This window comes from Vibrio atlanticus (genome assembly GCF_024347315.1).
Taxonomy (GTDB): domain Bacteria; phylum Pseudomonadota; class Gammaproteobacteria; order Enterobacterales; family Vibrionaceae; genus Vibrio; species Vibrio atlanticus.
Genome location: NZ_AP025460.1, coordinates 2,930,650 through 2,954,188, shown reverse-complemented (window position 1 = coordinate 2,954,188; position 23,539 = coordinate 2,930,650). Strand labels below are relative to the sequence as shown.

Annotated in this window: 25 protein-coding genes and 1 other RNA gene; 16 read left to right on the top strand and 10 right to left on the bottom strand. The window is 44.9% G+C overall.

Going from position 1 to position 23,539, the window contains the following annotated elements; all coding sequences use genetic code 11:
- Nucleotides 1-59: 59 nt before the first annotated feature.
- Nucleotides 60-689 carry a LysE/ArgO family amino acid transporter gene (locus OCV30_RS13150; RefSeq protein WP_065679473.1) on the bottom strand — a complete coding sequence of 210 codons (630 nt, stop codon included), beginning with the start codon at nt 687-689 and terminating at the stop codon, nt 60-62.
- Nucleotides 690-831: 142 nt separating this feature from the next.
- Here OCV30_RS13150 and OCV30_RS13145 point away from each other — a divergent pair, with 142 nt between their 5' ends.
- From OCV30_RS13145 to OCV30_RS13135, 3 genes are all read left to right on the top strand, one after another.
- Complete coding sequence (locus OCV30_RS13145; RefSeq protein ID WP_009847668.1) at nt 832-1,728, top strand: LysR family transcriptional regulator ArgP; 897 nt, start codon at nt 832-834, stop codon at nt 1,726-1,728.
- A gap of 110 nt (nt 1,729-1,838) precedes the next feature.
- Entirely contained in the window at nt 1,839-2,552 is a 714-nt protein-coding gene (locus tag OCV30_RS13140; protein ID WP_065679472.1) for an oxidative stress defense protein, read from the top strand.
- A 184-nt stretch (nt 2,553-2,736) separates the two neighbouring features.
- A complete protein-coding gene (locus OCV30_RS13135) occupies nt 2,737-4,113 on the top strand; it encodes an IS4 family transposase (protein ID WP_102305277.1) in 1,377 nt (458 codons plus the stop codon).
- Between the two features lie 70 nt (nt 4,114-4,183).
- Here the strand turns inward: OCV30_RS13135 and serA are convergent, their stop codons facing one another.
- The 5 genes from serA to zapA form a co-directional block, all read right to left on the bottom strand.
- Nucleotides 4,184-5,413, bottom strand: coding sequence for a phosphoglycerate dehydrogenase (serA, locus tag OCV30_RS13130; RefSeq protein WP_017097288.1), 1,230 nt, complete (start codon nt 5,411-5,413; stop codon nt 4,184-4,186).
- A 261-nt stretch (nt 5,414-5,674) separates the two neighbouring features.
- Entirely contained in the window at nt 5,675-6,331 is a 657-nt protein-coding gene (gene rpiA / locus OCV30_RS13125) for a ribose-5-phosphate isomerase RpiA (protein ID WP_009847664.1), read from the bottom strand.
- A gap of 124 nt (nt 6,332-6,455) precedes the next feature.
- Nucleotides 6,456-7,055 carry a 5-formyltetrahydrofolate cyclo-ligase gene (locus OCV30_RS13120; RefSeq protein WP_065678035.1) on the bottom strand — a complete coding sequence of 200 codons (600 nt, stop codon included), beginning with the start codon at nt 7,053-7,055 and terminating at the stop codon, nt 6,456-6,458.
- 6 nt (nt 7,056-7,061) lie between these two features.
- Nucleotides 7,062-7,244, bottom strand: a non-coding RNA gene (gene ssrS, locus OCV30_RS13115) — 6S RNA.
- A gap of 11 nt (nt 7,245-7,255) precedes the next feature.
- A complete protein-coding gene (gene zapA, locus OCV30_RS13110) occupies nt 7,256-7,564 on the bottom strand; it encodes a cell division protein ZapA (protein ID WP_004735366.1) in 309 nt (102 codons plus the stop codon).
- Nucleotides 7,565-7,871: 307 nt separating this feature from the next.
- Here zapA and OCV30_RS13105 point away from each other — a divergent pair, with 307 nt between their 5' ends.
- The 3 genes from OCV30_RS13105 to OCV30_RS13095 are packed head-to-tail and all read left to right on the top strand — an operon-like array spanning nt 7,872 to nt 10,885.
- A complete protein-coding gene (locus OCV30_RS13105) occupies nt 7,872-8,447 on the top strand; it encodes a YecA/YgfB family protein (protein ID WP_004735367.1) in 576 nt (191 codons plus the stop codon).
- Between the two features lie 24 nt (nt 8,448-8,471).
- On the top strand, nt 8,472-9,650 hold the full coding sequence (gene ubiH, locus OCV30_RS13100) for a 2-octaprenyl-6-methoxyphenyl hydroxylase (RefSeq protein ID WP_065678036.1): 1,179 nt from the start codon (nt 8,472-8,474) through the stop codon (nt 9,648-9,650).
- A gap of 11 nt (nt 9,651-9,661) precedes the next feature.
- Complete coding sequence (locus OCV30_RS13095) at nt 9,662-10,885, top strand: FAD-dependent 2-octaprenylphenol hydroxylase (RefSeq protein WP_065678037.1); 1,224 nt, start codon at nt 9,662-9,664, stop codon at nt 10,883-10,885.
- 127 nt (nt 10,886-11,012) lie between these two features.
- Here OCV30_RS13095 and OCV30_RS13090 read toward each other — a convergent pair whose 3' ends face one another.
- The 3 genes from OCV30_RS13090 to ygfZ all read right to left on the bottom strand — a co-directional run bounded on the left by OCV30_RS13090 (nt 11,013) and on the right by ygfZ (nt 13,219).
- Complete coding sequence (locus OCV30_RS13090; protein WP_009847660.1) at nt 11,013-11,219, bottom strand: DUF1107 domain-containing protein; 207 nt, start codon at nt 11,217-11,219, stop codon at nt 11,013-11,015.
- A gap of 562 nt (nt 11,220-11,781) precedes the next feature.
- Nucleotides 11,782-12,243, bottom strand: coding sequence for an aminoacyl-tRNA deacylase (locus OCV30_RS13085; RefSeq protein ID WP_009847659.1), 462 nt, complete (start codon nt 12,241-12,243; stop codon nt 11,782-11,784).
- Between the two features lie 4 nt (nt 12,244-12,247).
- Nucleotides 12,248-13,219 carry a tRNA-modifying protein YgfZ gene (gene ygfZ, locus OCV30_RS13080; RefSeq protein WP_065678038.1) on the bottom strand — a complete coding sequence of 324 codons (972 nt, stop codon included), beginning with the start codon at nt 13,217-13,219 and terminating at the stop codon, nt 12,248-12,250.
- Between the two features lie 167 nt (nt 13,220-13,386).
- On the opposite strand from ygfZ, the gene OCV30_RS13075 reads away from it, so the two are divergent.
- Both OCV30_RS13075 and OCV30_RS13070 read left to right on the top strand, forming a co-directional pair.
- Nucleotides 13,387-13,647, top strand: coding sequence for an FAD assembly factor SdhE (locus OCV30_RS13075; protein ID WP_004735374.1), 261 nt, complete (start codon nt 13,387-13,389; stop codon nt 13,645-13,647).
- Nucleotides 13,595-14,035: a protein YgfX gene (locus OCV30_RS13070; RefSeq protein ID WP_012604792.1), complete on the top strand. Its 441-nt coding sequence runs from the start codon at nt 13,595-13,597 to the stop codon at nt 14,033-14,035. The genes OCV30_RS13075 and OCV30_RS13070 overlap by 53 nt, the downstream gene beginning before the upstream one ends.
- A gap of 65 nt (nt 14,036-14,100) precedes the next feature.
- Here the strand turns inward: OCV30_RS13070 and nadB are convergent, their stop codons facing one another.
- A complete protein-coding gene (gene nadB / locus OCV30_RS13065; protein WP_065678039.1) occupies nt 14,101-15,717 on the bottom strand; it encodes an L-aspartate oxidase in 1,617 nt (538 codons plus the stop codon).
- A gap of 389 nt (nt 15,718-16,106) precedes the next feature.
- On the opposite strand from nadB, the gene rpoE reads away from it, so the two are divergent.
- The 8 genes from rpoE to era all read left to right on the top strand — a co-directional run bounded on the left by rpoE (nt 16,107) and on the right by era (nt 23,502).
- A complete protein-coding gene (rpoE, locus tag OCV30_RS13060) occupies nt 16,107-16,685 on the top strand; it encodes an RNA polymerase sigma factor RpoE (RefSeq protein WP_004735377.1) in 579 nt (192 codons plus the stop codon).
- A 26-nt stretch (nt 16,686-16,711) separates the two neighbouring features.
- Complete coding sequence (locus OCV30_RS13055; protein ID WP_029223850.1) at nt 16,712-17,335, top strand: sigma-E factor negative regulatory protein; 624 nt, start codon at nt 16,712-16,714, stop codon at nt 17,333-17,335.
- Nucleotides 17,332-18,294: a sigma-E factor regulatory protein RseB gene (rseB, locus tag OCV30_RS13050; RefSeq protein WP_009847655.1), complete on the top strand. Its 963-nt coding sequence runs from the start codon at nt 17,332-17,334 to the stop codon at nt 18,292-18,294. Before OCV30_RS13055 ends, rseB begins: the two co-directional genes overlap by 4 nt.
- Nucleotides 18,291-18,761 carry a SoxR reducing system RseC family protein gene (locus OCV30_RS13045; protein WP_009847654.1) on the top strand — a complete coding sequence of 157 codons (471 nt, stop codon included), beginning with the start codon at nt 18,291-18,293 and terminating at the stop codon, nt 18,759-18,761. Before rseB ends, OCV30_RS13045 begins: the two co-directional genes overlap by 4 nt.
- Nucleotides 18,762-18,898: 137 nt before the next feature.
- Complete coding sequence (gene lepA / locus OCV30_RS13040; protein ID WP_009847653.1) at nt 18,899-20,692, top strand: translation elongation factor 4; 1,794 nt, start codon at nt 18,899-18,901, stop codon at nt 20,690-20,692.
- A gap of 245 nt (nt 20,693-20,937) precedes the next feature.
- Nucleotides 20,938-21,834 carry a signal peptidase I gene (lepB, locus tag OCV30_RS13035; protein ID WP_065678040.1) on the top strand — a complete coding sequence of 299 codons (897 nt, stop codon included), beginning with the start codon at nt 20,938-20,940 and terminating at the stop codon, nt 21,832-21,834.
- A 26-nt stretch (nt 21,835-21,860) separates the two neighbouring features.
- Nucleotides 21,861-22,538 (top strand): ribonuclease III, encoded by a 678-nt coding sequence (rnc, locus tag OCV30_RS13030; protein WP_004735383.1) that lies wholly within the window; start codon nt 21,861-21,863, stop codon nt 22,536-22,538.
- On the top strand, nt 22,531-23,502 hold the full coding sequence (era, locus tag OCV30_RS13025; protein WP_004735384.1) for a GTPase Era: 972 nt from the start codon (nt 22,531-22,533) through the stop codon (nt 23,500-23,502). The genes rnc and era overlap by 8 nt, the downstream gene beginning before the upstream one ends.
- The last annotated feature ends 37 nt before the right edge of the window (nt 23,503-23,539 follow it).

Genomic DNA, 23,539 nt, shown 5'->3' with positions numbered 1-23,539 from the left:
TAGGTTATCCGCCTTTTTTTTGATGAGTTAAGTTTGTGGATGACTCAATATGAACGGATTTAGCCGTACTGCTCAATGAGTCCATTGGCGAGCACAAGGGCAATAGCGAACATCATGGTTGCTACCGCGATATCGATGCCTTTCTTAACTTTGGGTTTCGATAGCGTTGGGCCTAGCTTTGCAGCGCCCAGTGACAAGGAGTAAAACCAGACGAACGAAGCCAATATAGTCCCCATAGCAAACGCAATTCTGTCGTTACCTTCAAACTGTCCGCCAATCGAACCAAGAATTACCACGGTATCCAAATAGAGGTGTGGGTTTAATACTGTTACTGCCAATGCTCCTAAAATAACGGTGCGCTTGCCACGCGCCAATATCTCACCTTTCGATTCATCACTGGTGCGCACTTTGAATGCACTGCGTAGCGACAACAAACCATACACAGTCAGAAAAGCGATGCCACCTAATGTCACGGAGGTAAGTAGTAATTCATTTTGCGACAAGATCGCTCCGCCGCCAAAAATACCTAATGAGATAAACAGAGTATCGAGCAGGCTACAAATCGTTGCTGTCGTTAAATGATGATTGCGTTTTATCCCTTGATTTAGGACGTACGCATTCTGAGCGCCAATAGGGATGATCATGCTCGCCCCTAGACCAAAACCTTGTAATAAAACCCAAAAACTCATTTTAACCTCCACTTAATTAACGATATTTACGTGCTATGTGGCGAAGATACTCCGACCCTTTAAATAAGTATAATTAATGATTTTAATCTATTATTAGAGTTGCTAATGTGGTGTTGGGTTAGCTTAAAAAGGAAGCAAATTGATGCGTGGATTGGATTATAAATGGATTGAAGCACTGGATGCCGTTGTGAAACAACGTAGCTTTGAGAGAGCCGCTGAGCAGTTATACATCTCCCAATCAGCGGTGTCCCAACGTATCAAGCAGCTAGAAAAGTGGTTAGCCCAGCCTGCGCTGGTGAGAGAAAACCCACCAAGGCCTACACCAGCAGGAAAAAAGCTGTTGGGTTTGTATCGTCGTGTTCGCTTGTTAGAGCACGAGCTTGTGCCTGAGTTAATGAATGAAGAGGGTACTCAACCACTATCGATATCCATAGCCACCAACGCTGATAGTTTGGCGACATGGTTGTTACCTGCACTGTCGGATGTGATGAAGTCTCGTCAAGTCGAGTTGAACCTCGCGATTCATGGTGAGTCTAGAACCATTGAAAAAATAAAAAGCGGTGAGGTTGCCGGTGCGATCAGTTTAGAGCCCCAAGCGATTCCTGGATGCAGTGCTGACTACCTCGGTCGTATGGACTATGTGTGTGTGGCGAGTCCTGATTTTCATCAGCGTTACTTTTCAGAGGGCGTAAACTACGCCACCTTAAGCAAAGCACCTGCGGTTTCCTATGATCAATACGATGATCTGCATAAGAAATTTCTGCATGATCATTTTAACGTACCGAGAGACAGTGTGATCAATCATACGGTCGGCAGTTCAGAAGCATTTGTGCGCTTGGCATTATCGGGTGTTGCCTATTGCTTGATTCCTCGATTGCAGATTATCGAGGAACTAGAGTCTGGTGCTTTGATTGATATTACCCCTGGCTTTCTGCTGTCTTATCGCATCTATTGGCACCATTGGCAGCTTGAGAGTGGGGTGCTAAAAGAGGTATCCCAGGCGATATTAAGTTTTGCTCACAATCATTTACCTCAGTAAGTTGTTGGTTTTTTCAGCGTCAAAGTTCTGTTAGATGTGCACAATCAGGATTGGCTAAACGATAAATTACTCTATGATGGAAGGACATTTGTTTAGCATAGGTCTACCTAATGAAGTTTGTACCAAAGATGTTAGCAACGTCTCTTACTCTTACTGCTGCGTTGAGTGCTGTGAGCTTTCCATCACTGGCTGACTCTCCATCCTTTCCGCATATTTCAACAACAGGTTATGGTGAAGTCATCGCGACACCAGATATGGCGACATTCTCAGTGAGAGTGGTAGAGTCAACGATGACGGCTGAACAGGCTAAAAGTACTGTTGATAAAGTGGTAACGGGCTTTCTAAATAAGCTGCATCAAGCAGGTGTTGATGAGGCGAGTGTTCACAGCTCGAACCTGTATTTATCTCCTCAATATCATTACCCGAAAGATGGCAAACCGGAACTGGTTGGCTACCGAGCCTCACGTAATGTGACTGTTCAGGTCAATGAGCTCGCTAATCTGAACGAGTACATGGATATTGCTATCGGGCAGGGCATTAATCAGATCGACAACATCCAGCTGCAAGTTCGCGACCAAGCTAAGTATCAAGAGCAAGCGCGCTTAGAAGCAATTAAAGATGCGACATCAAAAGCTAAATCATTAGCGAGTGGTTTTGAGCGTGAGCTAGGTGATGTTTGGCGTGTTGATTACAATGCACAATCTTCTCAGCCTGTACTAATGCGTTCAATGGCGATGGATGCAAGAACAGAATCGAACTCTTATGAAGACTCAACGATCACCATTCGTGATCGTGTCAATGTGATCTATCAGATCGAAGAATAAGATAGCGCTATAGGGGCTTTTGGATCATGGTGATCTAATTACCTACGATAGGCCAAATACTAAAAAGGCTCTCATTGCGAGCTGTCTCTTATACACAAATCCCTAAGCCACGCTTGGGGATTTTTTTTGAACTATTTTTAGGTTTCATGATCTGATCATCTAAGCAATGACAAGGATGATTATCATGACCTATATAGAGCCAACCCTTTGGGCACAAAAACAGTTCGGTCAAGCCCACCTTAATGACCCTAGACGCACTCAAAGACTCGTTGCTCTCGCAGCCTCACTGGCCGAGCAACCTGGCGTACCCGTCTCGAAACTCATTATCTCCCCTGCTGAAATGGAAGGGGCTTATCGCTTCATCCGTAATGAGCAAATCAAAGCAGAAGATATCGCAGAGGCGGGTTTTTATGTCACTGCACAAGAAGCATTAGAGCAACAGACACTTCTTGCCTTAGAAGACACCACTTCTCTCAGTTACTCCCATCGCAGCATTCGAGATGAACTCGGGCACTCCAATCAAGGCAATCGACATCGCGCCATGTTCGTACACTCAACCTTACTTTTTGCTCCCGACACTCAATCTGTTATTGGTTTAATTGAACAACAGCGCTGGACTCGTGATATAGAAAAGCGAGGTCAAAGGCACCAGCATGCGACTCGACCATACAAAGAGAAAGAAAGTTATAAGTGGGAACAAGCCTCTCGCCATGTCGCTGAGCGACTTGGCGATAAAATTTCGGATGTCATTTCTGTGTGCGATAGAGAAGCCGACCTATTTGAATACCTCACTTACAAGCGAGAGCAACAACAAAGGTTCCTCGTTCGCTCAATGCAAAGCCGCTGTATTGAAGAGCATGATAATCGTCTTTATAGCTATGCCTCTACCCTGTTATCAGCCGGAGAGAAAGTGCTCGAAATACCGCAAAAAGGCGGTCGTAAAGCTCGCAAGGCTCATTTAGATATCAAATATGCCCCCGTGACACTCAAGTCTCCTGCTAACAAGAAAGAGTTCGATAACATTCCGCTTTACTACGTGGGATGTATAGAACAAGGAGAGAGTGGTAATAAGCTCGCATGGCACTTACTGACTTCAGAGCCGATAACGAGCAAGGAAGAGGCACTCAAAATCGTCAGTTATTATGAGCGGCGCTGGCTAATAGAAGATTTTCATAAAGTCTGGAAAAGTGAAGGGACTGAAGTTGAGCAACTGAGAATGCAAAGTAAGGATAACTTAGAAAGGCTCAGCGTCGTTTTGGCTTTTATCGCGACTCGGTTACTCCAATTGAGGTTTATGAATGAATCAGACGAGTTATCTAAGACCAGTTGTGAGCAGGTATTAAAAGGCAAAGCGTGGAAGTTAATGTGGCTCAAGTTGGAGAGCAAAAAACTACCGAAAGAAGCGCCTAATATATCATGGGCTTACAACGGTATTGCTCGGTTAGGTGGTTGGAAGAATACCAAGCGAACAGGTCGTGCTTCTATAAAGACGTTATGGCAAGGATGGTTTAGGTTACAAACCATCCTTGAAGGGTATGAACTCGCTAAGTCTCTTGATTAACCAGACTTGTGATCAAGAGACAGCTCATTGCGAGAGCCTTTCTGTTTTTACTTATGGTCTAACTCGATGATTAGTGAAGAAGACGAGCACGGATTGTGCCTTCGATCTCTTTCAGTTTAAGCAGTGCTTCTTCTGAACGATCCGCTTCTACATCGATAACTACATAACCCATATCAGCCGCAGTCTGTAGGTACTGACCCGCGATGTTGATGCCTTCTTCAGCGAAGATGGTGTTGATCTGAGTTAGGATACCTGGGCGGTTTTCGTGAATGTGTAGCAAGCGAGATGTGCCAGTGTGTAGCGGTAGAGATACCTCAGGGAAGTTAACACTTGATAGTGTAGAGCCATTATCAGAGTACTTAGCAAGCTTACCTGCAACTTCTACACCGATGTTCTCTTGTGCTTCCTGTGTTGAACCACCAACGTGAGGGGTAAGAATCACGTTATCGAACTGCATTAATGGAGACTCAAACGGGTCTGCATTGGTTTTTGGTTCTGTTGGGAAAACATCAATAGCCGCACCAGAAAGGTGACCAGAATCCAGAGCGCCACACAGAGCCGGGATGTCAACTACCGTGCCACGAGCTGCATTGATAAAGATAGAGCCAGGCTTCATGCGCTCGAACTCTTCTTTACCCATCATGTCTTTAGTTTCATTGGTTTCAGGTACGTGTAAAGAGATCACGTCACACTTATTCAGCAACTCGGTCATAGTATGAACTTGAGTGGCATTACCTAGAGACAGCTTGTTTTCGATATCGTAAAAGTAAACACGCATACCAAGGTTTTCAGCAATAATACCCAGCTGAGTACCGATGTGACCGTAGCCAATAATACCTAAACGCTTACCACGAGCTTCGTAAGAGTTGTCTGCACTCTTTTTCCAGATGCCACGGTGAGCAAGAGCGTTCTTTTCAGGGATACCACGCAGTAGCAATAGAACCTGACCAAGAACCAGTTCAGCAACACTTCGAGTGTTTGAGAACGGTGCGTTGAACACAGGGATACCGCGCTTTGCTGCCGCTTGAAGGTTGACTTGGTTAGTACCAATACAGAAACAACCAACTGCAACCAACTTTTCAGCCGCATCAATAACTTCTTGGGAGATGTTGGTGCGAGAACGGATACCAATGAAGTGAGCATCTTTAACTGCTTCAAGAAGTTCATCTTCAGGTAGCGAGCCTTTGTGGTACTCAATATTTGTGTAACCAGCGGCTTGCAGTACTTCTACAGAAGAAGGGTGAAGACCTTCTAGAAGTAGAATTTTTATTTTTTCTTTTTCCAGTGAAACTTTGGCCATTGTTCTCGTCCTTAAAATGGAAAGGTTGGGCAAATGCGGCGCACGTGCTACAAAATGGCTGAAAGGGGAACAAATTCACCACTTTGTTAGGAGACAAACGTTTTCCCTGTGCGTCTTCTGAACAATAAAGTAACAAAAAAAAAATGTTTTGGGTAAGAAAATTACGGAATAAGACATAATTTTACAGCAATAAAGCAAAAAAAACGGCGCCCTAGGGCACCGTCTGTAATGAAGTAACAGAAAAACTCAATCTTCTATTATTTATTCTTCGATTTTTGCACCTTCAGGCGTGCCAGTGATAACTACATCAGCACCACGGTGAGCGAACAGACCAACCGTTACCACGCCAGCGATACCATTGATGATATCTTCTAGCTGTTTTGGGTTTTCGATCGCCATGCCGTACACATCTAGGATCACGTTGCCGTTATCGGTTGTGCAGCCTTCGCGGTAAACTGGGTCACCACCAAGTTTTACGAGTTCACGTGCTACGTATGAACGCGCCATTGGGATAACTTCAACAGGCAGTGGGAATTTACCCAACACATCAACTGCTTTGGTACCATCAACGATACAAATAAACTTATCAGAGATAGCTGCTACGATTTTTTCACGAGTCAAAGCAGCGCCGCCGCCTTTGATCATATCGCGAGAGCCGTTAATCTCGTCAGCGCCATCAACATAGATGTCTAGCTTGAATACGTCGTTGCATTCGAATACTTTGATTTCTAGCGCTTCTAGTTTTTCAGTAGAGGCTACAGAGCTTGAAACCGCACCCTTGATTTTGTCTTTCATTGTGCCAAGTGCGTCGATGAAGTGATTTACTGTTGAGCCAGTACCTACACCTACAATGCTGCCTTCTTCAACATATTGAAGTGCTGCCCAGCCCGCTGCTTTTTTCATTTCATCTTGAGTCATGCCATTCTCCTGAATAAGGTCTTGCGCTTTGAATTAATCGTTTGCGTAATGATGAAGTTAACGTTTAGATATTGGGGTAACTTTTGGATATCGAGGTTAACGTTTGCGGCGCGATTATAGCGCTTTAATGGTTGTTTTCCCATTGCCAAGTTTTACTCGGAGTCACGATTTTAGGTAACGGAATGTCCCAACCTTCAATTGGTAAACGATCGACATGTTGGCAATCGTGAGCAAGGCCAATAGGTGTTGCGCCATTGCCCGTCTCGAACCATCGAGCCAAGGTGCGATCGTAATATCCACCGCCCATGCCTAAGCGATGCCCTTGAGAGTCAAAGCCCACCAATGGTGTGAGAATAAGATCGAGTTGTTGGCATGGTTTGACGAGCAATTGATTGAGCTGAGGTTCAACGATTCCGTACTTATTCAAAACCGTCGGTGTGCTTGGCGAGTAGTGCAGAAACAGCAGATGTCCGGCCGAGAAGGGGTGCAATACTGGTAAATAAGTTTGCTTACCTTGCGCCCATAACCATTCAATTAAAGGCTGGGTATCGAGTTCGCCATCGATGGATATATAGAGTGCAATATGCTGAGCAGATTGAACTTCATTAAGCTGAGCACACTGCTGGACTAAATCTAAACCGGATTGAGTTTGTTGTTCGCTAGATAGGGAGTTACGTTTGATGCGGATCTGTTTGCGAAATTCGCTGCGTGTGAGCGTCTTCATAAGAAGGGATACCCCAAAGTGCCGTTGAGAATAGATGGCCCTTGAACCAGCGAGTTCAAGGCGGATCAGCAATGATTACCGTAGGCTTCTCGGCGGACCGAGCATGCTCAATAGCACTCAAGTACTAACCCTTAGGGATTGCTTATCGGCTCGGGGACGTGAATCCTCTGACAAACACTCCAGGGTAAATTTTGTGTACGCTATTGCTGTCCGTGCTTAACTTTACTGAGGACATCTGAAAGTGATGTCGTGAGCTGTTCCATTCGCTCGGTCAGTGCGTTTTGTTCATCATTTGCTTCAAACTTCTTGGTTTGTAATTCATAGCAAATGTTCAGAGCTGCGATCGTTAGCAGCTTCACTTCATTGGTTACCTTAGTACGTTCAGCCATCTCTTTCAATCGATTATCAAGATCGGCCGCCGCTGCAATCAATGACTCTTCTTGCCCTGGGGGACAATTCACTCGAGTCAGTTTTCCTAATATTTCAACGTCTACCGCTTGATTACTCATGATGGATGAACTCTTTAACGCACTATTTAAGGCTGTTGCTCTTTATCATTTTTTGAGAAAGAAAAAGTGCAAGTACCGATGAGGAAGCAATCTCCTCTGAGGGAGAAACTATAGGTAAACCGCTATTAAGATTCAAGCTTTTCAGAGTGACTGTTTGTAAATGAGAGCTTGAGCACACAGTAATTCAGCAAATTGAACAATTGGTAGTCAGTCATCCTTCAATTGCTCAGGATCGATGCTTACCAGAATTGGGGTGAAGTGGTACGATTATACTATCGATATAAAGAATAACTGAGCGAGCTATCTGATGAGCGAAACTACTTTACCTGACTACCTAACGGTTGCGACTGAACTTCAATCGGCAAGCCTAGCCGTAAACCCTGCTGAGATGCATGGTTTATTAACGGGTATGTTGAGCGGAGGCTTAAACCTAGCAGATAAAAGCTGGCAACCACTTATCTTTGATTACACCAATGAAGGCATGGGGTGGCCAGATCGCGCATTAACGTTAGCGGAAGCGACATTAAAGGTGACGACTAGCGAAATTACAGGTTCAGGCATGGAACTGTCTATGTTGTTGCCTGATGAAGACGCAAGCGCAAGCTTGTTTGATTTGGCTGATGGTGTGTCAGATTGGATTAACCACTTTATTTCTGGTTTAGGCTTGGTTGGCGCTCAATTAAATAAAGCGTCTGACGGTACCAAAGAAGCATTAGCTGATCTTGAAGAGATGGCAAAGCTAGGCATTGACGAAGACGATGATATGGAAGAGCAAGCGCAGCTTCTAGAGCACGTTATTGAACACGTAAAAGCGTGTGCACTAACGATTCATGCTGAATTCGGTGCTCGCCCATCTGAAGATGCGGCTCCAACCATTCATTAATCCGCTTGTCGGTTTGAGGTTATAATGGCTCAGTATGATGTTGTAATTGCTGGTGGCGCAATGGCGGGGGCGACCTTAGCCCTTGCTCTGAATCACCTCAGTCAAGGTTCTCTATCGATTGCGGTAGTAGAGCCTTATCAGGTTGATCATCAAGCTCATCCAGGCTTTGATTCTCGTTCGATTGCTTTGTCTTATGGCACGGTGCAGATCCTCGACTCTTTGCAGTTGTGGCAATCTATTGCTCCCGTTGCAACCCCGATCAAAGATATTCATGTATCAGATCGAGGTCATGCTGGGATGACAGACATCTACAGTGAAGATCTTGCTGTTGATGCGCTTGGCTACGTGGTGGAGTTGGCGGATGTGGGGCGAATCTATCAGCAGAAGCTTGAATCAGAAGCTGCAATTACGATGCTTTGCCCTGAGTCTGTTAGAACCGTTGAACGTGATGAATCGTTAACGACGATTGAGCTGACAAGTGGGCAAACCGTCACGACTAAGTTATTGGTTGCAGCTGACGGTGCTATCTCAACCTGTTGTCAGCAACTGAATATCCCATTGAGTGAACATGACTTTGAACAAGTCGCTGTGATTGCCAATATTGTTGCTAGTGAGCCCCATCAAGGTCGAGCCTTTGAGCGTTTTACTCATCATGGGCCAGTTGCTCTGTTACCGATGAGCGACAACCGTTTATCGCTAGTTTGGTGTCTGCCACCAGAGCAAGCACAGCAAGTCACCGCTTTAAGCGATGATGAATTTCTTGAGCAGCTACAGAAAGATTTTGGTTGGCGATTAGGTCGATTAGAAAAAGTCGGCAAGCGTGCGAGCTACCCACTGATTCTTCGCCACCGACAGCAAAATATCTCTCATCGATTTGCCATTGTTGGCAATGCTGCTCAAACACTTCACCCTATTGCGGGGCAAGGTTTTAATCTTGGCATTCGTGATGTGGCTTCCTTGGCGGAAGAGTTGTGTACTCAATTGGATGATGTGGGTCGTTACACTGGTCTTGTTAACTTTAGAAAGCGCAGAGAACAAGACAGAGACACGACGATTACGCTGACATCAAGCCTTGTTCATCTGTTCTCAAACGATTTTTTGACCGCTCGTATTGGGCGAAACCTTGGGTTAGCCGTAATTGATAACCTTCCACCACTTAAAGGTCCACTTTTGCGTCATACGCTTGGCCTAGTAGAAAGATAAGGTAATAAATAATGATGCAAAGTGTTGATATCGCGATTGTAGGAGGAGGCATGGTTGGCCTAGCGCTTGCCGCTGCACTGAAAGACAGCGATCTAAGAATTGCGGTCATTGAAGGCAGAGCGCCTAGCGAAGGGCTTAGCGAATTGCCTGATGTGCGTGTGTCGGCACTGAGCCGTTCGAGTGAAGTCATCCTACGTAACCTAGGCGCATGGCAAGGCATCGAACAACGACGTGCTGCGCCCTACCAAGCGATGGAGGTGTGGGAACAAGACAGCTTCGCTCGCATCGAGTTTGACTCGACACGCTTAGCACAGCCTAACCTAGGTCATATTGTAGAGAACCGCGTAATTCAATTAGCGCTGCTTGATCAGGTTAAGAAACAAGACAATGTCAGCCTATACATGCCAGCTACGTGTAAAACGATGGCGATTGGTGAGAGCGAAGCATGGCTAACGTTAGACAACGGCCAAGCGCTGACCGCTAAGTTAGTTGTTGGAGCTGACGGTGCAAACTCTTGGGTTCGCAAGCAACAAGATATCCCATTAACTCATTGGGATTACGGCCACAGTGCGATTGTCGCGAACATCAAAACCTCAGAGCCGCACCATAGCGTTGCTCGTCAAATATTTACACCGCAAGGGCCGTTGGCGTTCCTGCCAATGCAGCCAAGCAAAATGAGCTCGATAGTTTGGTCTACGGAGCCTAATCGTGCCGAGAAGCTTGTATCAATGTCGGATGCTGATTTTAATAAGCAGCTAACGGCAGAGTTCGACTCAAAGCTTGGATTATGCGAAGTGGTTGGTGACCGTTTTGCCTTCCCACTGCGCATGCGTTATGCACGTGACTTTGCTGTAGAGCGTGTCGCTTTGGTGGGTGATGCTGCTCATACTATTCACCCATTAGCAGGGCAAGGTGTGAACCTTGGTCTATTAGACGCAGCAAGCTTAGCGCAAGAGCTGTTAACGCTATGGGCTTCTGGTGAGGATATTGGCACCAAGCGCAACCTTCGTGGCTATGAGCGCTGGAGAAAAGCTGAGGCGGCGAAAATGATTGCTTCAATGCAGGGCTTTAAAGATCTGTTTGAAGGCGATAATCCGGCTAAGAAGCTGATTCGTGGTATCGGTATGAAGCTTGCTGGTCAATTACCGGGTGCGAAAGATGAGATAATGAAGCGAGCGCTGGGGTTGTCGGGCAATCTTCCGGATTTAGCTAAGCGCCCCGTAGCACACCGATAGTCGCGTGAGATGGATTGCTGTTGATGGTCAGTAGCTAAAGTTGATAGCAATTGACGACATCAAGAACACGAAAAAAGGGTTGGCATAATGCCAACCCTTTTTGTTTTTAATTCTTTAGACTATCAGATCATGCGTACGCGCAGCGCAGTTTCATGATTTCACTATTTATTTCTTTCACGGTTTGGAAGTGACGCTTCTCTGCTCGGTCTGGTAGTACGAGTTTACCGTTATCAAACTCAAATTTACCTACGCCGTAAATGTAGATTCGTCCTTTGAAAAGTCGACTTACATGTTTAGCAATCATACTCGGTGTATAGCGCTTAAACAGTCTCATTTTTAATTATCCTTATATTTACCTAGCCTGCATATTATAGAAAAACTCCGAGATAATTATTGTGATAAGCATGGAGTAATATGCAGTAGAGTTGACGTTAATTAGATATTTGTGCTGTTCTAAGCACTTTCTTCAGTAAATATCTATTTTTACGTGAGCTCCTCCCCAAAATAGTACTGAGTAGTGAACTGCTACGAACTTTCCTGTCCGGTATTAAGCAGTGCTAATGTTACAAGTATAAGAATAGGCGGGATTTTTTTGTTTGTGTAATCAAATTGTAAATTTTTAACGAAAAAAAGCCCGTCTAAAACGGGCGAATAGTCACAGATGCATTACACAAAAGTGGATACTGATGTTACTCAGTGGATTCACTTGTACTGATTTGCTTAAAGGCTAGTCAGTAAAATTACAATAACGCAAATTCAACCCTGTGACTACTTATGCTTTTATTTTGAGTAACTATTTAAGGTGGGTGTGTTTTTCTTATGACGAAGTTCACACTAACAATGTACTCAATGAAATATTTAAATGAAGTTTGCGAAGCATGATCTGTTCGAAACGTTCATCGACTGATGTCAGCGACGATCGGTGCACATAGTGCTATGAGATCATTGGGATCCAACGCAACGCCAGCCATTCGATCACCCGAGCTAATGGTAACGGTCGAGTTGCTCTGAATAGAAGGATCAAAAATGATCGGCATGTATCTCTTTAGAGCAATAGGCCCAACACATCCAGCTTTAAAGCCGGTGATGGCTTCAACATCAGCGAGTGATACGCAGGTCATTCGACGGCAATTCAGTACCGAGCGTACTTTCTTTGGATCGATAGAGCGATCGCCAGGAGTACAGGCCAACGCATACTGGTTTCCCATATCCTTAAGCAGGATGCACTTGACCATTTGAGAGGCATTAATGCCTCGTTCTTGCGCGGTCTCTTCGATGCTGGTGGTTGGCTTGCTTTGCACCAACAGGCGATAGTCCACCTGCTGTTGATCTAACCATTGTGTAATCAGTGTTTCCACGTGGCTACTCTTCGTCAAGGCTGTAAGGCAGTGGCAGAATGTTCCATACTTGCTCAGGTTGCGCAGTCAATCGAAGCTGAACATCGTCATCAAGGTTGTTTGGCAACACCATCAAACCAATCGCCTGATTATCAGCAAATTGATAGACGTTTAATAGTCGGCCTGCACCGCGCCAGTTCTCACCTACGCTGCGCTCTAGTTCAATCGTATTCTCTAGATACAATACATCTGAACTCGTTCCTGAAACAATGCGCATTTCACGCTTGTTCATGCCACGGTATTTAGCACGAGCAACTGTTTCTTGACCTGTGTAACAGCCTTTTGAAAAGCTGATACCGCCAATCGCTTGCAGGTTGAGTGCTTGAGGGATGTGTTCGTTTTGCTCTGCTTTCGATAGGTTCGGCTGAGCATCAAGAATTTCATGATACTGCCAAAGCGCTTCTGATACTTTTTCTGCAGTGCTGCTTGATACCAAGGCTTCTGCTGCTTCTTGCGTAACAAGTAGAGCCCAACGGTTGTCAGAGACTTGAACAGCGGTACCACCAGAGATAATACGTACGTTGCCTTGGCTTTCTGAAATTGAGTCAATGTATTGATCAGCTGACGCGCCCATGACACCGATAACAACGTCAGACGTTTGCTCGATATCAACCTTAGAGAATACGGCGTATTTTTTAATTTCAACTAATTCGATTTCAATCGCAGACTTAGGCTGCATAAGAGCGTAGCCACCATTGTGGTGGAACAAACGAAAGATACTCCAAACCTTTCCTTTCGCATCACAATGCGCGCCTAGCGTGGATTCATCATTAGGAAGAGTGACGACATCGCACGTTACTTGACCTTGCAGGTACGACTTTTTGTCATCGCCTATCATGGTGATTGCACTCCAGTCTGACACGTGTGTCATCATCAGATCTGGAAGCGATTCATTTTGCGTATGAGCGAGCGGCTGAAATGTGTTTTTCCAATCCATTTTATCTTTCCTAAGAATTTTATTTGGCTCTATGTTAATCCGGTTCTGTTTCTTTGTCAGCTTAGGTTTTTTTGTGAGCTTAGATAGGGACTGTGACTCACATAGTAGTTGCAGAGCGTATGACTTGTTACACTCCGAGAAAGAAAAATTATAGGTGAGGATAGCCAATGTACACTGCAGAGCAGAAAGCACGAATTAAATGGGGTTGCCGTCGTGGCATGTTGGAACTTGACGTAGTTATCATGCCATTTTTCGAAGAGTGTTTTGATTCATTGCAAGAGCAGGAGCAGCGTGAGTTTGTTTCTCTATTAGAGTGTGATGACCCAGACCTGTTTACTTGGGTAATGGGACACGGACGCAGTGAAAACCTAGGCCATGCTTCAATGGTTGATAAAATTGTCGCGCATAACCTCAGCAAGGTTCGTTAAGCTTCAGCTTAACCCTTCGTATTCCGCATTATTTGCAAAAGGCACTGTTTTTGGGTGCCTTTTGTTTTTCATCGTTTTCTCTTCTATTCCACTCGCTGTTGCCCTCTATTGTTTAGCTTTAGTGTTCAGTTTGTTTAAAGCCAATCATGTAATCTTGAATACAGCACATGGGTGCTTTGACTATAAAGAAGATGGCGAGATCCGACTCAATGAACAAGCCTACACACTTAAGTCCGTTGATAAGATCTGGGCGCAGTTCTTCGTTAAATTGCAGTTTGAGTGCGGATATTCAGTCTTGTTGTGGCGAGATAGTTGCAATGAACGTGAATATCGACACTTCTTGGCGCATTTACAACGAGTCCGTTTGATAAACGAAAGCATTGGATAAACAAGAACCAAAGATAAAAGAAAGGGAGCGCTAGGCTCCCTGTCGTCTTTTTCCATGACCAAAAATTAAGACTGGTTTTTCTCTGGTGTCAGAATGGTTGGGCCGCTGTCTTCAGCAAGTTCTGGGTAATCCAGCGTGTAGTGTAGGCCGCGGCTCTCTTTACGTTGCATTGCACAGCGAACCATCAACTCAGCCACTTGTAGTAAGTTACGCAGTTCTAATAGGTTATTTGAAACCTTAAAGTAGCTGTAGTACTCATGAGTTTCCTGCTGCAACATCTGAATGCGGCGCATTGCACGTTCAAGGCGTTTGTCCGTTCGAACAATACCCATGTAATCCCACATGAACAGTCTTAGCTCGTGCCAGTTGTGTTGAATGATCACTTCTTCATCACTGTTGGTGACTTGGCTTTCATCCCATGCCGGAAGTTCAGCGCACAGTTGAGATTGGTCGATGTTTTCAACGATATCTTTTGCGGCTGCCCACGCGTATACCACACACTCAAGCAGTGAGTTTGAAGCCATACGGTTTGCACCGTGCAAGCCGGTATAACTCACTTCGCCAATTGCATATAGGTTAGTTAAGTCGGTTTGACCTTGCTTATTCACCATGACACCACCACAAGTGTAGTGAGCTGCCGGTACGATTGGAATCGGTTCTTTGGTCATATCAATCCCCAAATCCATCAAGCGAGTATGGATCATTGGGAAATGCGTTGTGATGAACTCTTCAGGCTTGTGGCTGATATCAACATACATGCAGTCAGCACCTAAGCGCTTCATTTCAAAGTCAATCGCACGAGCAACCACATCGCGTGGAGCCAATTCACCGCGCTCATCGAAGTCCTTCATAAAGCGAGAGCCATCTGGGCGACGCAAATAGGCACCTTCACCACGCAATGCTTCCGTTAGTAGGAAGTTACGCGCTTCTGGGTGGAATAAGCAAGTCGGGTGGAACTGGTTGAACTCAAGGTTTGCCACACGACAACCCGCACGCCAAGCGATAGCAATACCATCACCTGAAGAGACATCTGGGTTAGAGGTGTATTGGTAAACCTTTGAAGCGCCGCCTGTTGCTAATACAACAAATTTAGCGCGCACGGTTTCAACGTGTTCTTGGTTACGGTTCCAAATATAGGCACCGATAACCTTGTCTTTCGAACCACCTATCTTATCTTCGGTGATTAAATCCAGCGCATTGTGACGCTCGAAGATCTCGATGTTTGGGTGATTCTTGACGTTATCTTGCAGTGAGGTTTGCATCGCCATGCCAGTTGCATCGGCAGCGTGCAGAATTCTGCGGTGACTGTGGCCGCCCTCACGAGTGAGGTGATACTTTGGTTGGCCTTCTGTGCTGCTCTCATCTTTATCAAATGGAACACCACCATCAATCAGCCATTGCACACACTCTTTAGCATTTTCAGCAATGAATTGAACTGTATCTTCTTCGCATAACCCAGCCCCAGCAATTTGAGTATCTTCTACATGAGACTCAATACTGTCCGATTCATCGAACACCGCCGCAATACCACCTTGTGCGTAATACGTCGATCCTTCGCTGCGTGGTCCTTTGCTTAATACAATTACTTTTGCATGTTCTGCTACGCGTAAGGCTAATGACAAGCCTGCCGCACCACTTCCTACCACTAATACATCACACTGATGTTCACGGTTTGCGTTCATAAAACTTATTAAATCCCGGGCTATAGTCGAGTTGTCCATGCTCAATTGACTTCGTCTTGTTTTAGGAGTTTGGTTAAGACTGTTATAATCTTTCCCTAGTCATCCTAAAACACGACACAAAATCAATATATAGACAGCTATCTAGAAATATTTAATTGCTCAATACCATTGCTTTTGCTCAAGTTTCCCCAAATTGATAGGGATAACTATTTTTATTACATCACATTGTGAAACAATAATGGCAAATAATTTTAGGAAAGTTGGAACTTTCGGTATTTGGCTTAGTCACAATAGTGCTCTTGTAGACGGTGGTGTCAATACTACATTTCGCATAATTAGTACCCATATCTGTGAAGGTAAGGGTTATAACAATAGGAGTACCCGCTCGAATGAACGAGCAGCTAACCGATCAAGTGTTGATTGAGCGAGTTCAGAGTGGAGATAAGCAGGCATTTAACTTATTAGTGGTTAAGTATCAAAACAAAGTTTGTAATCTTATCTCTCGATACGTGAATAATTCCGGTGATGTACCTGATGTAGCACAAGAAGCTTTTATTAAAGCTTACCGCGCGATACCTAACTTTCGTGGTGAGAGTGCTTTCTATACATGGTTGTACCGAATTGCCGTGAACACCGCTAAAAATCATATCGTTGCCCAGAGCCGCAGGCCGCCAGCAACAGATGTCGATGCAGAAGATGCAGAATATTACGAAACAGGCAGCGCGTTAAAAGAAATATCGAACCCTGAGAACTTAACGCTGTCAAACGAATTGAAACAAGTTGTTTTTGGAGCGATTGAAGCGCTACCCGAAGACTTAAAAACTGCAATGACGTTGCGTGAGCTCGAAGGTTTGAGCTACGAAGAGATTGCAGAAGTAATGGATTGCCCTGTAGGAACGGTACGTTCGCGTATTTTCCGAGCTCGTGAAGCGGTAGAAAAGAAAATTAAACCTCTTTTACAACGCTAGAACTTGTAATAATTATGGTGAAAATAATGGCTGATAAAGAAAAGCTTTCGGCACTCATGGATGGTGAAACGATCGATAAAGCTCTCATAGTAGATCTCGAATCTGATCAAGAAAGCATGGATACCTGGCAGAGTTACCATTTAATTGGTGATGTTATGCGTGGGGATGCGCCAGAAACTCCAGAGTGGAACATTGCTAACAGTGTAGCGGCAGCGCTTGATGATGAGCCTGCACATGGTTCAATGTCGAACCTGCACCAAGTGAATGTTGAACCTATTGTTGCTCCGATAGAAGAGCAGCCTAAACCTCAGCAAGCGAAGCGTCAGCTTCCTGCGTGGTTACAACAGTTTGGACAAGTTGCCGTGGCAGCGTGTGTTTCATTAGCAGTTGTATTGGGTGTTCAGCAATATGGTGGCAGCGATCCCGCAGCTCCAGAGCAGTTGCCTGTACTCCAGACGATTCCATTTGCAGGTTCTGCGGAACCAGTAAGCTTAACGCGTGACTCTGTTGAGAGACCTGCATCTGAAGCTAACATGCAAGAGCAACGCAAACGCGTTCATGCATTGTTAGAAGATTATGAGCTACAACTAAGATTAAACAGTGATGCATCGCCAATGGAAGATGCACACCTAGAATCGGATATTGAATGAAGAAAATCCTGGTCAGTGCACTGACACTGTTCAGCTTGATGTCCCCAACAGCCTTTGCAGAGGAAACCACTGCAAAGGCCTTGTTACATCAAATGAACGAGGCCAGTCAGCATCTAAATTACGAACTCTCCTACATATTGATAAAGAAGAGCAGTATTGAACCTCTGCTTTATCGTCATGCAGTTAACGACGACCAACAACTTGCACACCTTGTTTATCTAAGCGGCCCTGTTCGTGAGGTTATTCGACGTGGCAATGAAGTCAGTTATATTGAACCGGGTACAGAGCCATTTACTATTCAGTCTGGCAGCATGGTTGCACCTGTCATTCCGATGATTAATCGAGATATCGATTCTCTCAACCAATACTACGATTTTGTAAAAGTTGGGCGTTCTCGTGAGGCGGGCAGTACCACGCAAGTATTACGCGTCGTGCCGAAAGACGGCCTTCGATACTCTTATGTGGTTTGGGTCGACGAGAAAACCAACCTTCCTTTGCGTGCCGATCTTTTGGATCGTGATGGCGAAGTGCTTGAGCAGTACCGCACTATCTCTTATGTCGTGAACGATAAAATTGCAGAAGCAATGGGCGGCTTGAATCAAGCTAAATTGCCGAAGGTTTTGTCATTGCCAGAAGGCTTGGTGAGTGAGACCGACTGGCAAGCCTCGTGGGTGCCTGAAGGATTTAAATCGAAAGAACTCAGCCGTTACCAAATGGCTGCGACCGAAAAAATGGTTGAAAGCCAGCTTTTCAGTGATGGATTATTTAGCTTTTCGGTTTATATCGCCGATAAAGACGAACATTCATTGAAAGGACAGCTGGTACGCCAAGGGCGAAGAACCTTGCACAGCTTAGTGATTGGCGACAAAGAAATCTCTGTGGTGGGTGATATTCCGCCAGCAACAGCCAAGCGTATCGCTCAATCCGTCACGTTCAATAAACCGGCACCAGCGCAATGATGACTGCGTTGGCAACCGTTAGCTCAGTCGAACAAAAAGGTAAGCAATATTTTGTTCAACTGAGTTGCGAACAACAAACCAGTTGCAGCAGCTGCTCATCTCAAAAAAGCTGCGGAACGGGTATTGTGACCAAGGCTGTTGGCAATAAATCTTTGTTTTGGCAGCTTAAAACCCAAAGCTTAGTTAAAGCAGGCCAGATCGTAGAAATTGGCTTTCCAGAAAAAAGCCTACTTCAGTCTGCGGCTATTGTTTATCTTATCCCGCTTTTCATGTTGATGGTTGGTGCTGGTTTTGGACAACTCTTGTTACAACCCTTACTCCAAGGGGGCGAGGGCATTGTTATCTTAACTGCAGCGCTGTTTACTGCTGGTGGTATTGGTTTGGCGAAGCGCTTAGCTAAACCAATGGAAGACAAATCCAAGCAAGAAGTTGTCTTGATTAGAATCCTAGGCAAGTCTCTCATCTAATTTATGATGCTTATTGCCCTTAAATTGGGTAGAATCTGCCAACTTGATTGAAATGCCGCCACCAATGCTGACTGTAGATTGGACGCGTTGCGGCTTTCTTATTATCCCTATTCAAAGAGTTTAGTCACACCAAGCCTATGAAGCACATTCGTAATTTTTCGATTATCGCCCACATCGACCACGGTAAGTCGACCCTTTCTGACCGCTTAATCCAAGTTTGTGGAGGGTTAAGTGAACGTGAGATGGCAGCTCAAGTCCTCGATTCTATGGATATAGAACGCGAGCGTGGTATTACAATTAAAGCGCAGAGTGTGACTTTAGATTACAAAGCGAAAGATGGTGAAACTTACCAACTTAACTTTATCGATACCCCTGGACACGTAGACTTCTCTTACGAAGTATCTCGCTCTCTAGCCGCTTGTGAAGGCGCGCTTCTTGTAGTGGATGCCGGCCAAGGTGTTGAAGCTCAAACTCTAGCAAACTGTTACACCGCGATCGAAATGGAATTGGAAGTAGTGCCAATCTTGAACAAGATTGACTTACCTGCTGCTGAACCTGAACGAGTTGCTGAAGAAATCGAAGAGATCGTTGGTATCGATGCGATGGAAGCGACGCGTTGTTCTGCAAAAACCGGTATCGGTGTTGATGACGTTCTTGAAAACATCGTAACGGCTATCCCGCCACCGGAAGGTGATCCAGAAGCGCCACTACAAGCTCTGATCATTGACTCTTGGTTCGATAACTACTTAGGCGTTGTTTCTTTGGTTCGTATCAAGAACGGTAAGCTGAAGAAGAACGACAAGATTAAAGTAATGTCGACAGACCAAGTTTGGGGTGTTGACCGTCTAGGTATCTTCACACCTAAGCAAATCGACACAACTGAGCTAAATACTGGCGAAGTTGGCTGGGTTGTTTGTGGTATTAAAGACATCCTTGGCGCACCTGTTGGTGATACGTTGACGCTTGCAAAAGGCGGCAGCACAGAACGTCTACCTGGTTTCCAAAAAGTGAAGCCTCAGGTATACGCAGGTCTATTCCCAGTATCGTCTGATGACTACGAAAACTTCCGTGACGCACTAGGTAAACTAAGCCTGAACGATGCATCACTATTTTACGAACCAGAAAGTTCAGCAGCACTTGGCTTTGGTTTCCGTTGTGGCTTCTTAGGAATGCTTCACATGGAGATCATCCAAGAGCGTTTAGAGCGTGAATACGACCTAGACCTAATCACAACGGCACCAACCGTAGTGTACGAAGTTGTAAAAACGGATGGCACAATTCTCTATGTTGATAGCCCGGCTAAACTGCCTGCTATTAATGACTTAGAAGAAATTCGTGAACCGATTGCTCGCTGTAATATTCTGGTACCTTCGGATTACCTAGGCAACGTGATCACACTGTGTGTTGAGAAGCGTGGCGTGCAAGTCGACATGGTTTATCACGGTAATCAAGTTGCTGTGACGTACGATCTTCCTATGGCAGAGGTGGTTCTAGACTTCTTCGACCGTCTGAAGTCAACGTCTCGCGGGTACGCATCATTGGATTACAACTTCCAACGTTACGAAGCATCAAACATGGTACGCGTAGATGTATTGTTGAATGGTGAAACGGTTGATGCACTGGCGATCATTACACACAAAGATATTGCCCAGTCTCGTGGTCGTCTACTGGTTGAGAAGATGAAAGAATTCATCCCTCGCCAGATGTTTGATATCGCGATTCAAGCCGCGATTGGTAACCACATTATTGCTCGTTCTACAGTGAAACAACTGCGTAAGAACGTAATCGCAAAATGTTACGGTGGTGATATCAGTCGTAAGAAGAAACTTCTTAAGAAACAAAAAGAAGGTAAGAAGCGTATGAAGCAGATCGGTAACGTTGAACTGCCTCAAGAAGCATTCTTAGCAATTCTTCATGTTGGCAAAGACTAGGTATCAATCGCACTAACTATCTGCTGAACATTACTGGTTAAAATCGTTTATTTCTTTGTTGCAAAGATTGCAATTAGGCCCACTAGTCACTGCACTTTGCGCCTCGAACTAAACGATTTTTCCTGCGTAATCTTCCCAGCATTTAGTCAGCATGATTGATACAAATTAGAAATATTAAGCAGAGTGAAAGAGTTATGCTCTTTCACTTTCGTTATTTTTAAAGAAATGAAATTTAAGGGATATCAATGGCTAATACATTTTCGCTTATCTTAGTGATCGTAACTCTAGTGACCGGCATTGTATGGGCGTTGGAAAAGTTTGTGTGGGCGAAGAAGCGCCAACACAAACTGGCTGACGTTGAAGCACAGTCGAATGGCCTAGATGCTGCAACCAGCGCAAAAGTTACGGCTCAGCCTTGGTGGGTTGAGAACAGTGTGTCCATTTTCCCTGTAATTGCATTTGTTTTGGTTTTGCGTTCATTTATTTATGAACCGTTTCAAATTCCATCTGGCTCGATGATGCCAACACTATTAGTTGGTGATTTCATCTTGGTAGAAAAGTACGCTTATGGTCTAAAAGATCCTGTATGGCGCACTCAATTGGTAGAAACAGGCAAACCAGAACGTGGTGATTCAATCGTATTCAAATACCCACCTCAGCCGAATATCGACTATATCAAGCGTGTTATTGGTATGCCGGGTGATACCATTCGCTACAGCAGCAATAAAGAAATCTGCATTCAAGCGAAGGGTGGCAGTAGCTGTAAACCAGTGAAGTTGAGTAACGTTGAAGAAAGCCAATTTATTCAAGATGGTGTGCCTCTAATTCAGTTGAATGAACAACTGGGTGACGTGGAGCACCAAATCTTAGTTAACCCATTACGCCGTGATCGTGTGCAAGCATATCAACCTCGCAATGGTGTTAACGAGTGGATCGTTCCAGAAGGCCAATACTTTGTTATGGGTGATAACCGTGACAACAGTGCTGACAGCCGTTACTGGGGCTTTGTCCCTGAAGCAAACCTTGTTGGTAAGGCCGTTGCTATTTGGATCAGCTTCGAATTCGAACGCGGTTCAGACAGTGTACTTCCAACATGGATTCCTACTGGTGTGCGTTTTAATCGCATCGGTGGGATTCACTAATCGATCACATAACACATCGAGAGAGCATGAATTCTCCAATTGATAAACTAGAGAGAAAGATTGGCTATCAGTTTAATGATGCCGATCTTATCCATTTGGCGCTGACTCACCGCAGTGCCGCAGGTAAACATAACGAACGTCTTGAGTTTCTGGGCGATTCAATTTTAAGTTTTGTTATCGCTGATGATCTTTACCACCGTTTCCCTAAGGTAAACGAAGGTGATATGAGCCGCATGCGCGCAACATTAGTACGTGGTCATACATTGGCAGAACTAGGTCGTGAATTCGAACTAGGAGATTACTTAAAATTAGGTCCAGGTGAGTTGAAGAGTGGCGGTTTCCGTCGTGATTCTATTCTAGCGGATGCAGTTGAAGCGATCATCGGCGCTGTCTATTTAGATAGTGATACCGAGGTTGTTCGCCGTATTATTTTAAGCTGGTACCAATCTCGCCTAGAGTCTATTCAGCCTGGTGTATCTCAAAAAGATCCAAAAACTCGCTTACAAGAGTTTTTACAAGGTCGAAGAAATCCCCTACCTGTCTACACAGTGACTAATATTAAAGGTGAAGCACACAACCAAGAGTTTACGGTTGAGTGTGAAGTGGCAGGTGTGGATAAACCTGTTATCGGTAAAGGCACTAGCCGCCGCAAGGCAGAACAAGCGGCTGCTGAAACAGCATTAGAGCAACTAAGCAATGTCTGATAACAATCAAGATTTCGATATCGATGCATTCTTTTCATCTGATAGCAAAAAAACGGGCCTACCGGAAAACCAACACTGTGGCTTCATCGCTATCGTGGGTCGACCAAACGTAGGTAAATCGACGCTTCTGAACCATATTTTGGGTCAGAAAATCTCGATCACATCACGTAAACCTCAGACGACACGCCACCGTATTATGGGCGTAGAAACTGAAGGCGATTACCAAGCGATCTACGTTGATACTCCTGGACTTCACATCGAAGAAAAGCGTGCAATCAACCGTTTGATGAACCGTGCGGCGAATAGCTCACTGAGCGATGTGAACCTAGTATTTTTCCTTGTTGACGGTACTCACTGGACTGACGACGATGAAATGGTACTGAACAAGCTGAGAAAAACAGATTTCCCAGTTGTCCTTTGCATTAACAAAGTAGACAACGTTCAAGACCGTACAGACGTGATGCAACACATGATGGAAGTGTCTAAGAAGATGGACTTCCTTGATGTTGTGCCAATCTCGGCGAAGCAAGGTAAGAATATCGATGTACTGCGTAAGCACGTTCGTAATTCTTTACCAAAAGCGACGCACCACTTCCCTGAAGAGTACGTAACGGATCGCTCACAGCGCTTTATGGCCTCTGAAATCATCCGTGAAAAACTGATGCGATTCACAGGCGAAGAGCTACCTTACTCAGTAACGGTTGAAATCGAGCGTTTTGATTACAACCCAGATAACGATGGTTTCCACATCAATGCTTTGATTCTTGTTGAACGTACTGGTCAGAAGAAGATGGTGATTGGTAAAGCGGGCGAGAAGATCAAAACGATTGGTCGTGAAGCTCGTATCGACATGGAAGAACTGTTCGGTCGTAAGGTTTACCTAGAGACTTGGGTTAAAGTTAAGTCTGGTTGGGCTGACGATGAGCGTGCACTTCGCTCGTTAGGCTACATCGACGATCTATAATATATTGAACGTCACTTTCTGATATTAAGAAAGTTGA

Coding starts and splice junctions, on each gene's coding strand:
- OCV30_RS13135 (WP_102305277.1), top strand. CDS start 2,737: ATGACCTATATAGAGCCAACCCTTTGGGCACAAAAACAGTTCGGTCAA.
- OCV30_RS13120 (WP_065678035.1), bottom strand. CDS start 7,055: ATGAAGACGCTCACACGCAGCGAATTTCGCAAACAGATCCGCATCAAA.
- OCV30_RS13150 (WP_065679473.1), bottom strand. CDS start 689: ATGAGTTTTTGGGTTTTATTACAAGGTTTTGGTCTAGGGGCGAGCATG.
- era (WP_004735384.1), top strand. CDS start 22,531: ATGTCTGATAACAATCAAGATTTCGATATCGATGCATTCTTTTCATCT.
- nadB (WP_065678039.1), bottom strand. CDS start 15,717: ATGAACGCAAACCGTGAACATCAGTGTGATGTATTAGTGGTAGGAAGT.
- lepA (WP_009847653.1), top strand. CDS start 18,899: ATGAAGCACATTCGTAATTTTTCGATTATCGCCCACATCGACCACGGT.
- OCV30_RS13055 (WP_029223850.1), top strand. CDS start 16,712: ATGGCTGATAAAGAAAAGCTTTCGGCACTCATGGATGGTGAAACGATC.
- zapA (WP_004735366.1), bottom strand. CDS start 7,564: ATGAGTAATCAAGCGGTAGACGTTGAAATATTAGGAAAACTGACTCGA.
- OCV30_RS13045 (WP_009847654.1), top strand. CDS start 18,291: ATGATGACTGCGTTGGCAACCGTTAGCTCAGTCGAACAAAAAGGTAAG.
- OCV30_RS13075 (WP_004735374.1), top strand. CDS start 13,387: ATGTACACTGCAGAGCAGAAAGCACGAATTAAATGGGGTTGCCGTCGT.
- serA (WP_017097288.1), bottom strand. CDS start 5,413: ATGGCCAAAGTTTCACTGGAAAAAGAAAAAATAAAAATTCTACTTCTA.
- OCV30_RS13070 (WP_012604792.1), top strand. CDS start 13,595: ATGCTTCAATGGTTGATAAAATTGTCGCGCATAACCTCAGCAAGGTTC.
- rnc (WP_004735383.1), top strand. CDS start 21,861: ATGAATTCTCCAATTGATAAACTAGAGAGAAAGATTGGCTATCAGTTT.
- OCV30_RS13145 (WP_009847668.1), top strand. CDS start 832: ATGCGTGGATTGGATTATAAATGGATTGAAGCACTGGATGCCGTTGTG.
- rpoE (WP_004735377.1), top strand. CDS start 16,107: ATGAACGAGCAGCTAACCGATCAAGTGTTGATTGAGCGAGTTCAGAGT.
- lepB (WP_065678040.1), top strand. CDS start 20,938: ATGGCTAATACATTTTCGCTTATCTTAGTGATCGTAACTCTAGTGACC.
- rseB (WP_009847655.1), top strand. CDS start 17,332: ATGAAGAAAATCCTGGTCAGTGCACTGACACTGTTCAGCTTGATGTCC.
- OCV30_RS13095 (WP_065678037.1), top strand. CDS start 9,662: ATGATGCAAAGTGTTGATATCGCGATTGTAGGAGGAGGCATGGTTGGC.
- ubiH (WP_065678036.1), top strand. CDS start 8,472: ATGGCTCAGTATGATGTTGTAATTGCTGGTGGCGCAATGGCGGGGGCG.
- rpiA (WP_009847664.1), bottom strand. CDS start 6,331: ATGACTCAAGATGAAATGAAAAAAGCAGCGGGCTGGGCAGCACTTCAA.
- ygfZ (WP_065678038.1), bottom strand. CDS start 13,219: ATGGATTGGAAAAACACATTTCAGCCGCTCGCTCATACGCAAAATGAA.
- OCV30_RS13090 (WP_009847660.1), bottom strand. CDS start 11,219: ATGAGACTGTTTAAGCGCTATACACCGAGTATGATTGCTAAACATGTA.
- OCV30_RS13105 (WP_004735367.1), top strand. CDS start 7,872: ATGAGCGAAACTACTTTACCTGACTACCTAACGGTTGCGACTGAACTT.
- OCV30_RS13140 (WP_065679472.1), top strand. CDS start 1,839: ATGAAGTTTGTACCAAAGATGTTAGCAACGTCTCTTACTCTTACTGCT.